Source organism: Pectobacterium aroidearum (genome assembly GCF_041228105.1).
Lineage (GTDB): Bacteria > Pseudomonadota > Gammaproteobacteria > Enterobacterales > Enterobacteriaceae > Pectobacterium > Pectobacterium aroidearum.
Genome location: NZ_CP166097.1, coordinates 1,978,014 through 1,993,248, shown reverse-complemented (window position 1 = coordinate 1,993,248; position 15,235 = coordinate 1,978,014). Strand labels below are relative to the sequence as shown.

Annotated in this window: 13 protein-coding genes, 2 tRNA genes and 4 pseudogenes; 9 read left to right on the top strand and 10 right to left on the bottom strand. The window is 49.1% G+C overall.

The features are described from left to right. The first annotated feature begins 11 nt into the window (after positions 1–11). Entirely contained in the window at positions 12–1,733 is a 1,722-nt protein-coding gene (locus AB8809_RS09180; RefSeq protein ID WP_015840818.1) for a methyl-accepting chemotaxis protein, read from the top strand. A gap of 61 nt (positions 1,734–1,794) precedes the next feature. Here the strand turns inward: AB8809_RS09180 and dsrB are convergent, their stop codons facing one another. After that, positions 1,795–1,998, bottom strand: a complete 204-nt coding sequence (dsrB, locus tag AB8809_RS09175) for a protein DsrB (RefSeq protein WP_015840819.1) — start codon at positions 1,996–1,998, stop codon at positions 1,795–1,797. 210 nt (positions 1,999–2,208) lie between these two features. On the opposite strand from dsrB, the gene AB8809_RS09170 reads away from it, so the two are divergent. The 3 genes from AB8809_RS09170 to AB8809_RS09160 all read left to right on the top strand — a co-directional run bounded on the left by AB8809_RS09170 (position 2,209) and on the right by AB8809_RS09160 (position 4,691). After that, a complete protein-coding gene (locus tag AB8809_RS09170) occupies positions 2,209–3,624 on the top strand; it encodes a diguanylate cyclase (protein WP_181848683.1) in 1,416 nt (471 codons plus the stop codon). Positions 3,625–3,896: 272 nt separating this feature from the next. Continuing rightward, on the top strand, positions 3,897–4,115 hold the full coding sequence (locus AB8809_RS09165) for a KTSC domain-containing protein (RefSeq protein WP_180777774.1): 219 nt from the start codon (positions 3,897–3,899) through the stop codon (positions 4,113–4,115). A gap of 219 nt (positions 4,116–4,334) precedes the next feature. Continuing rightward, positions 4,335–4,691 (top strand): hypothetical protein, encoded by a 357-nt coding sequence (locus tag AB8809_RS09160; protein ID WP_349856128.1) that lies wholly within the window; start codon positions 4,335–4,337, stop codon positions 4,689–4,691. Between the two features lie 336 nt (positions 4,692–5,027). Here AB8809_RS09160 and AB8809_RS09155 read toward each other — a convergent pair. From AB8809_RS09155 to AB8809_RS09125, 7 genes and pseudogenes are all read right to left on the bottom strand, one after another. Further along, positions 5,028–5,114, bottom strand: a tRNA-Leu gene (locus AB8809_RS09155). 8 nt (positions 5,115–5,122) lie between these two features. After that, positions 5,123–5,196, bottom strand: a tRNA-Cys gene (locus tag AB8809_RS09150). Positions 5,197–5,875: 679 nt separating this feature from the next. After that, the gene (locus AB8809_RS09145) at positions 5,876–6,031 is read right to left on the bottom strand and encodes a hypothetical protein (RefSeq protein WP_165325039.1); all 156 of its coding nucleotides are present in this window, start codon (positions 6,029–6,031) and stop codon (positions 5,876–5,878) included. 45 nt (positions 6,032–6,076) lie between these two features. Then, the gene (locus tag AB8809_RS09140) at positions 6,077–6,214 is read right to left on the bottom strand and encodes a hypothetical protein (protein WP_165345982.1); all 138 of its coding nucleotides are present in this window, start codon (positions 6,212–6,214) and stop codon (positions 6,077–6,079) included. Positions 6,215–6,356: 142 nt separating this feature from the next. Beyond that, positions 6,357–6,763: pseudogene (locus AB8809_RS09135) on the bottom strand (transglycosylase domain-containing protein). 347 nt (positions 6,764–7,110) lie between these two features. Further along, complete coding sequence (locus AB8809_RS09130) at positions 7,111–7,305, bottom strand: hypothetical protein (RefSeq protein ID WP_129706981.1); 195 nt, start codon at positions 7,303–7,305, stop codon at positions 7,111–7,113. A 107-nt stretch (positions 7,306–7,412) separates the two neighbouring features. After that, entirely contained in the window at positions 7,413–8,732 is a 1,320-nt protein-coding gene (locus AB8809_RS09125; protein ID WP_129706983.1) for a D-serine ammonia-lyase, read from the bottom strand. Positions 8,733–9,225: 493 nt separating this feature from the next. Here AB8809_RS09125 and dsdC (AB8809_RS09120) point away from each other — a divergent pair. Next, a pseudogene (gene dsdC / locus AB8809_RS09120) lies at positions 9,226–10,080 on the top strand (DNA-binding transcriptional regulator DsdC). 3 nt (positions 10,081–10,083) lie between these two features. Here dsdC (AB8809_RS09120) and dsdC (AB8809_RS09115) read toward each other — a convergent pair. Beyond that, positions 10,084–11,010, bottom strand: coding sequence for a DNA-binding transcriptional regulator DsdC (gene dsdC, locus AB8809_RS09115; RefSeq protein WP_129706985.1), 927 nt, complete (start codon positions 11,008–11,010; stop codon positions 10,084–10,086). A gap of 203 nt (positions 11,011–11,213) precedes the next feature. Between dsdC (AB8809_RS09115) and dsdX the strand changes: the two genes are divergently transcribed. Then, positions 11,214–12,551 carry a D-serine transporter DsdX gene (dsdX, locus tag AB8809_RS09110; RefSeq protein WP_129706987.1) on the top strand — a complete coding sequence of 446 codons (1,338 nt, stop codon included), beginning with the start codon at positions 11,214–11,216 and terminating at the stop codon, positions 12,549–12,551. A 65-nt stretch (positions 12,552–12,616) separates the two neighbouring features. Here dsdX and AB8809_RS09105 read toward each other — a convergent pair. Beyond that, a pseudogene (locus AB8809_RS09105) lies at positions 12,617–12,862 on the bottom strand (IS30 family transposase); the annotation flags it as partial. Between the two features lie 11 nt (positions 12,863–12,873). On the opposite strand from AB8809_RS09105, the pseudogene AB8809_RS09100 reads away from it, so the two are divergent. The 3 genes and pseudogenes from AB8809_RS09100 to AB8809_RS09090 form a co-directional block, all read left to right on the top strand. Further along, positions 12,874–13,409: pseudogene (locus AB8809_RS09100) on the top strand (Tn3 family transposase); the annotation flags it as partial. 221 nt (positions 13,410–13,630) lie between these two features. Next, positions 13,631–14,581 carry a LysR family transcriptional regulator gene (locus tag AB8809_RS09095; protein ID WP_242451645.1) on the top strand — a complete coding sequence of 317 codons (951 nt, stop codon included), beginning with the start codon at positions 13,631–13,633 and terminating at the stop codon, positions 14,579–14,581. A gap of 436 nt (positions 14,582–15,017) precedes the next feature. Continuing rightward, the gene (locus AB8809_RS09090; RefSeq protein ID WP_039325633.1) at positions 15,018–15,230 is read left to right on the top strand and encodes an AlpA family transcriptional regulator; all 213 of its coding nucleotides are present in this window, start codon (positions 15,018–15,020) and stop codon (positions 15,228–15,230) included. Positions 15,231–15,235 lie beyond the last annotated feature (5 nt).

The window sequence follows — 15,235 nt, the reverse complement described above, 5'->3', positions numbered from 1 at the left end:
AGAATGAGCGAATGGATATGAAAATAACTTCAAGGTCTGAGCAGCACGTCGAGGCTGGCATGCTGAGCAATTTACGGCTAGTTCCCTTATTCGTCATTATTCTGGGTGGAATCATGCTGTTATTTGCAGCATCTATCGGCACATCCAGCTACTTTCTGCAAAGCAGCAATCAGTCATTAGACGACGTTACACAAGAAATTGATACCCGAATGGGGATCTCAAACAGCTCCAACCACCTTCGTACTGCGCGTCTGTTGCTCATTCAGGCTGCGGCAGCTGCACGTATCGGTGACTCTCAGGTCTTCAATGACAACCTGAAGCAAGCTGAACAGCGGCTGGAACAGTCAAAAAAAGCATTCCTTGTCTATGAAGAGCGTCCAGTTAAAACGCCGCAGGATATGGCGTTGGACGACGAACTGCGCAAATCTTATGATGCTTATGTGAATCAAGGTCTTATGTTAATGCTCACTGCAGCAAAACAGGGGCTATTTGAAGAAGTCATCACTCTCGAATCCGAAGAAACCCGGGTTTTGGATTTGGCCTATAACAAATTTCTGTTAGAGGCTGTCGCTTACCGTACACAAAGAGCGAAAGAATTAAATGAAACTGCGCAGAGAAACGCGCTACTCGGATATTCGTTGATGGGGGGCAGCTTTGCTCTGGCGACGATTTTAACACTTCTGACCTTCTTCCTGCTGAGAGGTATTCTCATCAAACCAATGAATCAGTTGGTCGCGAGAATTCAGCGTATTGCGCAAGGCGATCTGACTCAGATGTCAGATCGTTATGGTAGGAATGAAATCGGTACGCTAGCCAGCAACGTTCAGCAAATGCAATCTTCTCTGGTAACAACCGTCACTACCGTCCGGGAAAGTGCAGATTCTATTTATCAGGGTTCAACGGAGATCTCATCCGGTAACACGGACCTTTCCTCACGAACCGAGCAGCAAGCCGCCGCGCTTGAGCAGACCGCAGCCAGCATGGAGCAATTGACGGCAACGGTGAAGCAAAACTCAGAAAACGCACATCACGCAAGCCAGCTCGCAGCCAATGCTTCAGGAAAAGCCAAACAGGGTGGCGAGATCGTTGCAAACGTCGTCAATACGATGAACAGTATTTCGGGTAGTTCAAAGAAAATCTCTGAAATTACCAATGTCATTAACAGCATTGCATTCCAAACCAATATTCTCGCGCTAAATGCCGCAGTTGAAGCTGCCAGAGCGGGAGAACAAGGTCGCGGTTTTGCCGTCGTCGCCAGTGAGGTTCGTAGCCTCGCACAGCGTAGTGCACAAGCCGCAAAAGAGATTGAAACGCTGATTTCCGAATCCGTCAACCTGGTCAACAGTGGTTCTATTCTGGTTGATAATGCGGGTCAGACAATGAAAGAAATCGTCGATGCCGTCACTAACGTCACTGATATCATGGGTGAAATTGCCTCTGCCTCTGACGAACAAAGCCGGGGAATCTCTCAGGTTGGCCAGGCGATATCTGAAATGGACAGCGTGACACAGCAGAATGCTGCGCTTGTTCAGGAAGCCAGTGCAGCAGCTGCCTCGCTGGAAGAGCAAGCCGCGCTGCTGACCCGCGCAGTTGCGACATTTAAGCTATCTGGCCATTTATCAGGCGCTCCTTCAGCACCTGGTCGGCCGAACGCTCTGGCCGCAAAGGATCGTTCATCACTCGCCCTCCCCCGTAAAACCAATACGGAAAACGGCAACTGGGAAACGTTCTAATACTGGATACAGCAATCACAGCGAGCATTGTTAACGCGGACAATGCTCGTGTGTGTTCTTTTTACTCTTCGTCCGGCAACGTCTTTGGCTCAACAAACGTACCATCTTTGCTGTCAGCCTCATTGAAAAACCAGATACCGGCTGGGTAATCTTTTAATGCAACTAAATACATTATCCCTTCCTGAAACGTTTCCACAGCCAGAATCGTCCCTTCCCGGCGCGTTTTCCCATCGGTTTTAACCGTAACCAGATCGTTCACTTTCATAAAATTATCTCAAAATAGCTTCTAACATCAAAAAAACAGCATTATCATTTACAGCAACGGCAGTAATAGTACCTATATGAAATGATTAATTTTATTTGTTTTTAACAACGCCATATTGACCCTCTCTGTCATTAAATATCGATTATTCAGGCAAAAAATTGATCGTTTCTATCCTAGTACATCCGACAGACTCGCAAAAGAGATTAAAAGTTGAACGAACTATTGAACGTTAATGAACAGAGAGATAACGATGAGTTGGACTACAATCAAGTCATAACATCAGAATGGACGCAATTAATAGCTACAACCTCACAGAAATCTTTTAATCTACTGCGCACTATCTCCGAGCAGAAAGCGTCCGACTTTGCTGACAAGTTCTACTCCTACATGCTCAAAGATCAGGAAGCTTCACTTTTTCTTTCCAGTCAGCAAGTTCACGATCGCCTCCATGGGTCTATGAGTAAATGGATAGCAGATATTCTGACGAATACCGGAGAGCACCTGGCTGACCTGATTAATCATCAAAAGAAAATTGGCCAGATTCATGCACGTATTGGCATTCCCGTCGATTTGGTTGAGCGCGGAGCCAGGCGTCTAAAATGGCACCTTTATGAAGACATTGCGCAGGTCGCCGAGGATAAAGCGCTGTGTTTTGATGCCATGCGTTTTGCCTCTATCTCTATGGATATCGCCATAGAGATCATGAGTAAAACCTATTCACAATCGCACGATCTCGCCGCCAAAAATGAAGAATCCTATCGGCTATTTTCCATTCTGGAAAATGCCAGCATGGAAAGAGAGCGTCAGAACGCATCGCTGCTCAACTGGGAAAATGCTTTTATTTTCAGCGTTGCAACAGGTACGCCTCTTTCCAGCATCCAGGACCTGAGTGATTCAGAGTTCGGTCTATGGTTTAACCATAAGGGAAAATCCAGTTTCAGTAACATTCAGGGAATACGCACTATCGCCTCGATCATAACGGAAACGGACGAGTATATTCGCGGCTACAGCACTACCGCACTACTGACGCAGCAGGATTACGCTCCGCTGCTTAAAGCAGTCAGAAGCAAGATTTATAAAATAAACATGCTTTTGGGATCGCTATTTGACGAAGTCCAAAAGCTGGAAAGTGGTAAGGATACGTTGACCCTTCTGCTAAACCGTCGCTTCCTGCCAACCATTCTTCGGCATGAAATATCGCTGGCAATGCACTCAAGTACTCCGCTCAGCATCGCCATGATTGATATTGACCATTTTAAAACCGTCAATGACACCTATGGCCATGCTGCTGGCGATAACATCCTGAAAAGGATTGCAGAAGTGCTATATGAAAGTACGAGAAACAGCGATTATGTTTTTCGTTACGGCGGGGAAGAATTCATGATCGTGCTTATTGAGACGCCCAAAGTCGCCGCCCACACCATCATCGAGCGACTGAGAAAGAAAATTCAGGATCACCCTATTCATCTTCAAAACGGCGAAAGCATTACAATGACCATAAGTGCAGGTATCGCCGTGTACAACGGTCATCCAGATTATGAGTGTCTGATAAAGGCAGCGGACGATGCACTCTATCAGGCCAAGGCCAACGGCAGAAACAGGATCGAATACGCGCAAGAGGAATAACTATTTTTCCTTGTTGCAAGCCTGCGTTTCTGACCACCGCCGGAAAAGAATAGCCCGCTATTCATCATCGCAGGTTTGCATCCTCCTCTAAGCAAGCCGTGCCCCCCTCAACTGAACAAATTCACAGCATAAAAACGATAAACTACCGATTTTACTAACCAACCCGCCAAAAATTTGATACATATTCAATAAATAAGCATGATCGTCGACAATGCATCATGTAGTGAATCTTTGATAGTTTGAACTTATTTTATGCAGGGGAGGAATGAGCATTGCAGCGACAGCAGGTTTCATCGTCACGAATTCATTCGATTGGGTACGATACAAAAACGCACAGCCTTGAGATAGAATTTCATAATAAAGAGATCTATCAATATGTTGGCGTGCCTGAATCTATCTATAAAAAATTTATGTCTGATGCTGTCGTCTCTAAAGGTCGTTTCTTTGATGGCGTGATAAAAGATAAATTTTTATGCCGAAAAATCAGATAGATGAAAATGTAACCATCACATCTTCGGTATTTGTCGCCGTTTCTTAACGGCGATGTAAGGTGTCGCGTTGCGCCATATCAATTTGCCATTTCCGCTCTCAGTCGCCTTCCAGCATCACAACTCATCATGTGAATTAAACATATATCCAGGTGGTATCTTTTCGATAACATCCCTTCAATTCATGTGAGTATCTATCCTGTCTAACTACGGAGAATTCATATGATCGCATCGGATATCCAGGGGGCTAATTCTTTATTTGCCCAGGCCAGCAAGCACGCTATTGTGCCAGATGAAGATACTTTCAAAATGGCACTTGAGAAGGCAAAGGAAAGCGGACAGATCTCCAGACACGAGCCCAGCGCTAAAGTTGAACCTCAGCGTTCAAAAGCAGCGCAAGAATTTATGGACTGGGTCTCTATGTCTCATGAAGAAAGATTATTTTTCTCCGTACTTGCATCCATGGGAATATCCAAGGAGCAATATGAGGCAATGCCGTTAGAAGAACGCATGGCGTTAGGCCTCAAAGTACAAGAGCGTATAAAAGAGATGGCGGAGCAAGACCAGCAGCTCGCGTAATGGCAGCAAACGAGCCAGTTAAAGCGATACGGGTGACATCTTAGCGTCATTGACGCTTATAGCCCGTTACATTATGTAGAGGAAAGCAGCAGCCTTTTTAGATAAGAGCGATTAGCCGAAAAACAGGAAATAGTAAGCTCCTGACTATCAGCAAGACGACATGATATCTGCCGCAAAACTCCGATGATTGATAGTCAGAATAAAAGGTCAAAGTCGTGCCGGCCTAGCACTGACAAAAAATCATATTAGGAAAGCGTTTTTCAGGCACAAAAAAACCGCCTTTCGGCGGTCTGCGACATTGCACATAAGTGCTTGTTTTAATTCTTTTTAAATCAATGGTGCCCGGGGCGGGACTTGAACCCGCACAGCGCGAACGCCGAGGGATTTTAAATCCCTTGTGTCTACCGATTTCACCACCCGGGCTTAAATATTGGAGGCGCGTTCCGGAGTCGAACCGGACTAGACGGATTTGCAATCCGCTACATAACCGCTTTGTTAACGCGCCAGAATATTTAGGTCTTAAGACCAACATCCGCTATTGCCGATGCTTTAAATTGGAGCGGGAAACGAGTCTGAAATCCACCCGTTATCTCTTTGTTTTAGAAAGAATTTCCCGACATCCCTAGATAGGATGGACAGCATTATGGACTAGAACTTAAATCTTGGCAAGTCGGAACCTGAATTTTTTCCATACAGCGTCGTACATGTACAACAACATCCACCGAACATAGACAAGAAGGCTTCACAAAGCCTTTCAGATAAGGGCTCCAAGCCATAGCCCCGTCAAGTGACAATGCTGCAACCTACCAGGGGCAGCTTGGAAAGCCGAAATATCCTACGCTAAGCGCGTTATTTGTTCTTGGTTCAATCGACGAATCACACCTAAAAAACGTTACGCAGTCATGTAGTATATAGCTTCGGCACCGAGACAATGTACTGCATGCCCTTATGGCGATCTAACTCATGACATTTAGGTTATGACCGTTATGCCCATGACAAATAGGTGATAACATTAGGGACTTTCAGGGAGGATTTGCCCTATGACATTTGGGTAACCGAGTGAGCAAGCGCATCGACAAGCATGACCCTGCCGCTGTAGGTCCGGTTATAGTTGCGGGGGACCAGTACTGGCCTTTGCCTGTCCCAATCTTTACCGGCTCATCTTCGAGCCAGGTGTTTAGCCCCTACAGCTCGGGTATCTGAAGTGCGAAGAGGTAGACAAACGGTTTCACCAGCGAACCTATCTGCCAGTTGGAGTCTTTTGCGCCGTTGAATCCGTTGTAGTCAACGTTGCGATCACCGACAATCGCTGAAATATTGCCGCTCTGACTCTCAGCCACAATCAGCGCCACCTGCAGGTCTTGATTACCGGATTTTTTCGCGAGCTAGGGGACGGTTTCTGTCACGGTCTTTTCGGCATAGTCCTGCGCAACAGGATCAAAGATTGAAAAAATGCGGGCTCCTGAAAGGCCGTTCATATCCAGCTCCTTGCTGTTACGTATTTCTTTCTTCAGCAGGCTCATGAATACCGGATGCTGGATAAAAACGGTGCCTTTCTGCTGTACGCGCAGTTCACTTTTCAGAGCAAGTTGACGCGCCTTTTCATAAATGGCGGCTGCTGCTTGGGCAGCCCCCAGAACGACTTTACGCCGTGCAAGGGCGTTTTCAGGGATTGTAAAGCGAAGCGCCTTTCGCCATGCCGATCAGCATGGCCTGCTGCGCCAGCGTCAGCGCGTTCACCTGCTGGCCAAAATAGTAGGTGCTGGCAAGAGGGAAGCCGTAAATGCCCTGGGAACCGTCCTGACCGATGTGAACCTCATTCAGATAGAGCTCAAGGATGCGGTCCTTGCTGAATTTTCTCTCAAGAATAAACGCATCAGAATTTCGCGGATCTTCCTGCTGTAGGTTTTGTCCCGCGAAAGAAAAAGGTTTTTGACCACCTGCTGGGTGATGGTGCTGCCGCCCTCAACTGTGCGTCCCGCGCGAAGATTATTGAAAAACGCGCGGGCGATCACAGTCAGATTTATCCCGTGGTGCTGCCAGAAGCTGTGGTCCTCTGTTGCAATGAGCATGCTGATAAGCGTCTCAGAATAGCTGACAAGCGGTCTGAAAATGTGCTGCTCCCCCCCCGCCGAATACATCATTGATACCAGTCGTGGTTCAATTTTGAGCGTGTTTTCGGTGCGGTGATCGCTACCAGCAACAATCGCGCAATTTTTCCGTCCCTGAACGTGACGCGATAGCGGCCGACGCTGCGGCATGATCGGTGTAGGCAAACTCACGCCGGTAAATCACAACCCCGTCCCGCCTTCAGGCTGTACTCATCGGGAGCGTCGGGAGAGGCGCTTTCCTGATATCGCGTGCTTTTCAGTATCCTCACCAGAGTATCTAGGGAAAGCGAATCGCCCTGACTCAGTACTCATGACTTGCTGTATACCTGAGCGGGCATATCCCACATGCCGTTACCGAGACGCTGCTCAATATCTTCATCAATCTGTTTTGCCAGTGAAAAAACATACAGGAAACCTATGCCGCCAGCGGCCAGTACCAGAGACAGGAGTATCAGAGGGATAATCTTTGTGGAGCGGGATTTTTTGCGGGGATCGGGTTTCATCGTACCGTTTAACAGTTAAATAATCAGTGCTGGCGCAGCGATAAGCCGTAGCGCCGGGGCTGGTTCGGATATGAAAACCCGGATACAGGTAAGGCGTGTGCCGGTCCTCAGCGCTTTCCTTTCGCAAGGTACTGCTGCATTTCTTTCTCAGGCACCATCCCGCCACCAGTTGCCCAGACCAGATGGGTGGCATCAGCCATAGCGGTCACGGAAAGCCCAAGGCGTTTCTGATAAGAAATATTCGACGTGACATACTGGGGTCCACTCATACCGGCCAGCGCCGAGGGTTCGAGCCGCAGGCCTTCCGTACGGTCCAGCATAGCGAGATAGTCATACATCAACTCATCGCTCAGCGTATAGCAGCCATCGATAAGCTGTTCCATTGCCCGGCCGACAAATCCGGACGCGCGACCGACTGCGAGACCATCTGCTGCAGTCCTGTTATCAATCCCGATGTCCTGTACCGAAATGGCGTCGTGCAGGCCGGTACTCATGCCCAGCAACATGCAGGGCGAGTGCGTGGGCTCTGCAAAAAAGCAGTGCACGTGATCTCCGAAGGCAAGCTTCAGGCCGAACGCAACGCCGCCCGGTCCTCCGCCTACGCCACAGGGCAGGTATACAAACAGGGGATGACTGGCGTCCACGGTAATGCCCTTCGCCTGCAGCTGGCTGCGTAGTCGCAGCCCGGCCACGGAATAGCCGAGGAACAGCGTCCGGGAATTCTCATCATCAATAAAAAAGCAGGCGGGATCGGACTCCGCAGCCTTGCGCCCCAGTTCGACGGCAACGCCGTAATCCTGCTCGTATTCCATGACTTCCACTCCGTGCGAACGGAGTCTATCTTTTTTCCACTGGCGTGCGTCTGCAGACATATGCACGGTCACGTGCAAGCCTAGCCTGGCACTCATGATGCCAATGGAAAGCCCGAGATTGCCCGTAGAGCCGACGGCTATCTTATGCTGGCTGAAAAACTGCTGGAACTCAGAAGAGAGCAGTACGGCATAATCATCCGTCGTGGTGAGCAGGCCGGCTTCGAGAGCCAGTTTTTCAGCGTGGGCCAGTACTTCATAAATGCCGCCCCGCGCCTTTATCGAACCGGAAATAGGAAGATGGCTGTCTTTTTTAATCCAGAGGTTACCCTGTATTGCGCCTGCCTTTTCGAGCTCAGCCTGCATGTGAGGTGCCCGGATCATGTCAGACTCGATGATACCAGCAGTCGCGGCCGTCTCAGGAAAGGCCTTTGCAAGCAGCGGCGCGAAGCGTTGCAGCCGGGCTTCGGCATCCTCAGTATCAGCAATCGTCAGTCCAACGCGCTTAAGGCCTTCTTCAGCCGTTTTGACTCCAGGATTCAGCCAGAATGTAGCGCGCAGGGACTGCAGCTCGGTAACGACAGGCAATGAAAGAATGTCTTTATTGAATTCGGTCATGGTGCACTCTCAACTGTGGTTCGGGTACGTGGGCTACAGTGCGTTTTTTCCCCGCACTCCTTATTCAGACTGAAAAGCGTTTCAGGCAGCGGTGGAGGCGGTTGTAAAACGTCCCTGTTAATCAGTCCATTTTTAAGATTTAAACTTCAGCCCTGCATTGATCGCGAGGGAATAAAGCAAAATCAAAGCGGCAACACCGGTAGCAAGCGTCAGGACGGGCACCAGTGTTAGCAGAAATACAAAGTAGAGGGCCATACTGACAGACCTTTTGTTTGAAATACGCGATTTGTATTCCGGGCGCAATTACATAACACCCCCGGTGCGCTGACAAACGATGGATTTTCATCTTCACATGAACTCATTTAACACAAAGCGCGGCTTCCGATCGGATTTGTACAGATAAAATGGGCATCATTAATTTCTAATATAATCCCATTTATTCATGATGTTATCGGTATAATTTTCAGATAAACGCTGAGCGGAGGTATTGCGAATGGGAAATCGGTTGCATGAAATTAACGGAGGTCAGTTGGACAGGCTTTATACCTTCGAAGTCGCGGCCAGGTGCGCGTCGTTCTCAGAAGCTGCAGCCGAGCTTTCCCTGACGCCGAGTGCGGTCAGTCACCGGATAAACCAGCGTGAAAGAGAGCTGGGAATGAGGTTGCTCAGCCCTTCGCACCGTAAAGTTGAGCTGACCGCAGAAGGTGAGCGAATTTTTGCCGCGATGAGCACATCACTGGACTATTTGAATAAGGATCTGCTAGGCATCAAAAATGAGGGGTCAGCGGGCGTCTGACCGTTTACTGTAGACCATTATTTGCGCAGTCCTGGCTCGGCCGTATCCGCTTATTGATCTGGTGATTTACACGGGGAACGAGGATATCGATTTGCACCGGTATGGGCGTGGATCTGTCTGTAAGCTTTGACGATGCCAGTCACGGCCGTTTTCATCAGGAGCACCTGATGGACGAAATCATTATTCCGGTATGCAGTCCGGAGTATGCCCGGCACTGGCAGCTCGCGGGGCAGCCGGAAAACCTTGCTTCCTGTCATCTGCTTCACGACAGGAAAGCCTGGAGCACCGATTCAGGCGATGACGAATGGAAACTCTGGGCGCAGCATTATGGTGTCGATATTTCCTCAGCGCAGGCTCAGTTCGATCAGGCCGAGCAAGCGGTTGCTCAGGCATAAGTTTGACACAGGTGAACTGATAATGCCCTTTCCGGAATTAGAGTTGAAATGCAGCCAGCGCTACTATATCAGCACGCACGCCGACAGGCGGTGGCCCAAAGTAAAAGCCTTCACCCGATGGCTTAAAGAAACGGCTGACGCAGAGCAAAACAGCTGAAAACTATGTCCGGGACTTAAGCCATGCAATGAATGCCTCGATCTTGGGCCACTGGCGGTTTGAAAGCGTAGAGACATAATAATGCTGCTCGCATTTTTTCGTCATTGCACCAAACGGGGAGACGAGTTCTCCACGATCAAGACGGTTCTGTACGAGACGGCGACGTCCCATTGCCAGCCCAACGTGATTAATAGCTGCAATAACGGCCAGATCTGAACGGTCAAAGCTCATGCCTGCCGCTTCCGGCAGCGTTATGCCAAAGCTGTCCGCCCAGTTGTCCCACTCACCGTGCCCTGAATCACAGCTCCAAGCCTGCCTGTCGTGCAGCAGGGTGCAGAGATTAAGGGCCGCAGGATTATCAGACAGGTTAAACCACCGGGCATAGTCGGGGCTGCAGACCGGCAGAATGGATTCATCCATTAGAAAATGCTGTGCGAGGTTCCCGGGAGTCATGTCATCGTAGTAAATAGCCAGATCGATGCCCCCCTGCTGAAAATTAACGGACTCATTGCCGGTCAGGATATTCAGCGCGATGGCGGGATATTGTCGTGCAAAGTCCCCCAGGGCGGGGACGAGCCAGCACTGCGCGATCGAGGGACGGGAGTAGATAGTAAGGGTGCCTGACAGTTCCTGATTCTTGATATCAAGCAGCTCGCGATTGAGGGCGTCCAGTGAAGCTTTTACCGTCCAGAATACTCTCCTGCCTTCTGTCGTCAGGGAAACTTTGCGGTGGGAGCGCGCAAACAGCTGGATCCCCAGTTCCTGTTCCAGTTGGTTAATCTGGTGACTGATGGCGCTGGGGCTCAGCGAAAGCTCTTCTGCAGCCAGCGCAAACGACTCATGCCGCGCGGCGGTTTCAAACGTATACATACGGGAAAGCTGTGCGCCGGTGAGTGGACGGTTTCTTATCAGCTTTTCAATACCATTCATTACGCCACCTTCCTTTTTTTGAGCAACCACATCATGGCATTACACATGAATAAAATCGCATTATAAGCACTTACTATGATAGTAAATGACAGAGATCACGCCTTTAATGCAATATGACTCACGTTAAAGCAACAATTCATCGTTTGTCAAAGCATGTCATTTTTTATCCAATGACGGGACAATAATCATGTCAGGAAACTATTATGATGACCCCGTTCTGGACTGTAACCGTACTGCTGCTCAGCATAATTATTATTGTGGTCACCATCGTTAAATACCGGCTGCACCCCTTCCTTGCGCTTCTGTTGGCAAGCTTCTTTGTCGGCACGCTGACGGGAATGGATCCCCGGAATATGGTAGCCGCTATCGAAAACGGTATTGGCGGAACGCTGGGCTTTCTCGCGGCAGTGATTGGGCTGGGAACCATCCTGGGAAAAATGATGGAGATATCGGGGGCAGCAGAACGGATTGGTCTCACCCTTGAGAAAAGCCGCTGGCTGTCAGCCGATGTCATTATGGTGCTGGTCGGCCTGATATGCGGTATAACGCTGTTTGTGGAGGTGGGCGTGGTGCTGCTGATCCCGCTGGCATTCTCGGTGGCACGCAAAACAAACGCATCTTTGCTTAAGCTTGCCATTCCGCTTTGTACCGCGCTGATGGCCGTACACTGTGTCGTTCCGCCTCACCCTGCTGCACTTTTCGTCACAAACAAGCTTGGCGCAGATGTCGGTACGGTGATCGTTTACGGTTTACTCGTCGGCCTGGCGGCCTCGCTGGTCGGTGGATGCCTGTTCCTGAGGTTTCTTGGAAAAAAAGTCCCGTTCAAGCCGGTGCCAGAGGCATTTTCTGGCCTCGTCCTGCGCGAAGAGCACACGCTCCCTTCGCTAAGCACATCGCTTTTTGCGGTGATGCTGCCCATCGGATTGATGCTGATTAAAACCCTTGCCGAAATTTATCTTCCGGCTGAAGGTGGTGCAATGCGCATCATGTCCTTCATTGGGAATCCTATCACCGCCCTGTTTATTGCTGTACTTGTGGCTTACTACACGCTTGGCCTGCGTCGCAACGAGAGTATGGGAACGTTGCTGACCAGTACAGAAAACTGCTTCGGCTCAATCGCAAATATTCTGTTAATCATCGGGGCAGGAGGCGCTTTTAACGGTGTTCTCAAAGAGAGCGGTCTTGCACAAGCGCTTGCTGATATTCTTTCAAACCTTCATATGCACCCGTTAGTGCTGGCCTGGTTAATTGCGCTGATTCTTCACGCGGCCGTAGGATCGGCAACCGTTGCCATGATGGGGGCAACCGGCATCGTGGGCCCCATGCTGCCAATGTACCCTGGCGTGAGCCCTGAAATTATGGCGATAGCCATCGGATCAGGCGCGATTGGCTGCACTATCGTTACTGACTCATTATTCTGGCTTGTTAAACAATATTGTGGCGCAACGCTCAGTGAAACGTTCCGTTACTATACCTCGGCCACGCTTATTGCATCAGTAGTAGCGCTGGGATGTACGCTTCTGCTTTCGTACGTTATCTAAGGTAGAGAATTTTATGCCCAGCTGTTCTCAAATTAATTACCAGATGTCTGCTTATGGCTGTGAGTTCAACCGATGGATGCAACACACTTATTGAACCGCTCTGCGGGTGGTTCATAGTCTAGCGTTTTTCTCGGTCTTTCGTTGAGCTGTCTGGCAACACTGATAAGTCTTTGCTGGCTGTGAACTGATAAGTCAGTTCCTTTTGGAAAATATTGTCTGAGCAATCTGTTCGTATTTTCATTTGAGCCACGTTGCTAGGGAGATTGAGGATCGCAGAAATAAATCTGAATGTCTGTCGCTATAGTAAATCTCTGGGGGGAGAGGCCGCATCGAAAGGTCATTATTTATGCTGGACTGGTTCCGAGATCCTTCACTGCGTCGACGAGTTCAGGCAGGGTTGAATAAAGGTGAGGCACACAATGCCCTTGCGCGAAGCGTCTTTATGCACCGATTGGGGGAAATCAAAGATCGGGGCTTGGAAAACCAAGGCTAGCGGTCTGACATTGCTGACTGCGGCGATCCCACTGTGGAATACTGTATATATAGAAAGAGCCATAGATTCTCTGAAGCGAAAAGGACTCCCGGTAAATAAAGAATTTATTGCTCATCTGTCCCTACTGGGATGGGAGTACATAAATCTGAGCGGGGATTACGTCTGGCGAACAAACCTCAAGCTGGGACAGGGTAAATACCGGACAGTTACGCTTAGTGGATAGTAGTCTGTACAAAAAGCAGGCTTCGCGTAGGATATTTTCCGTTTTCCAAGCGGCCCCAACCACAAGCAAGCGCCAGATCTCATCAGTTCCCCCCACTACATCCAGAGACAGAAACACGCAATGTGTGAACAAAACCCCATAAGAAGCAGCCTTAGCATTAGCGATGCTTCACAGCCGGGTTGATCTGCTCGTTTTCCACACCTGCCCTAAGAAAAACTCGGCTCAGCAAGCTATTGAAATGCCCTACACCCTCACAACCAATTGAGGCTGCATTTCAGCGTGGAGTGCCCCACAAAAGACAGCCAAAATACATGAATGAGTCCTATTCGCGTGGCGGAACCTTCCTAAAGGAATCAATACCCAATGGAAAGAAAGGAGTATGAAAATATGAGGATACGCTACCTGCGGTATTTCCTGATCGTTGCAGAAGAACAAAGTTTCACCCGAGCTGCAGCCAGAGTTCATATCGAACCATCACCTTTATCACGAGCCATCAAGGAACTGGAGAGCCATCTGGGGGTACAACTGCTTCATCGGTCCAAAGGACGTATCAGGCTGACCTGGCCAGGCGAAGTGTTTCGTGAAGAGGCTCAACGCATCATTGCCTTTATAGAGAACGCTCAAACACGGGTTAACTCAGCCTCGCAAGGCTACCGTGGTCGGCTGCGTATTGGACTTGCAGACAGCCTGGCTCCACCAAGGCTGACAAAACTGCTCGCTCGTTGTCGTGAGGAGGAACCTAGCACCGAGATTAGGATCACGGAAATGACCGTCAGCGAGATGTTACTTGCAATCAGTCACGATCAAATCGATGTTGGTTTTACTGTCGATAATTCAATCATACCGGGGTATCTCAAAGAGGTTGTATGGACTGAGCGCCCAGCCATTGCAATCCCAACTCATCACCCGTTACTCTCACAAGAAAAAATCTCTGACGCCGAGATACTTCGCTATCCGCTAGTGCTTTGCCACCCCGAACAGTGCACTGGTGGATATAACCTGACTCGACATTTGTTCAGCAATCCGTCACTCCCTACACCAAACATTGCCGAATATGTTTCAGGGCATGAGCCCATGATCATGTTAGTTGCAGCAGGCTATGGAATCGGTCTCGGGCTGGCATCCCAAATTGCTCTCTATAACCATCCAAATGTCATTATCCGCGAAGTAGCAGACAATATTCCCAGCACAGCTACGTTTGTCGTAACAGCAGAAAGAGAACGCTCAGCAGAGCTGGTTCGATTTATCAACCGGGCTATCGCAATCGGAGAAATGCCAACTTTGCCGCACGCCCCACCGACCCGAACACTGTGACACCACAATGAAACAAAAGGACTGTTTTTGTCACTTTCATGACAAAAAACAGTCCTTCTATTGCATAAAAATCCTTGCCACACAGCTTTAGTGAACGAACCCGTATAGCTCCCAGGGCTTGAAGCGCGTGTCAACATCCAACAAAAATCAATCTCAGACATTTTTCGTCTACAGACAAACAACAACCAAAATATTTTGGCTGCTCATTTTTATGCATTGAAAGGTTTGATCAGATGCATGCTTTATTGGTCGGAAGTGATAACCAATATTGTCACTTTTGGGGCAAGCAGATATTGGTTTAAATCAAAGGTCGTGCTTGTTGCGACAAGAAAGCGGTGACCCGCTCGTCCCTATTGTTTGATGTGGCTTATCGATGGTGTCTATTTAATGGCAGTCACCCTCAATAAGCGCTACCAAGCATTAAGGAGTGACTGTCATGTTCCAACAGAACACTGTTCCCGTTCCAGAGCGTCGCATCCTGCGCCGAGCTGAAGTTGAAGCCAAAACCGGCTTTAAAAGAGCCCATATTTATAACTTGATGAAAGAGGGAAAGTTTCCCAAGGCGCTGCGTCTTGGCGTGCGCGCCGTGGGATGGGACTCTGCCGAAATTGATCAGTGGATCACTGATCGCCTCAAAGAACGAGCCTGACTGCT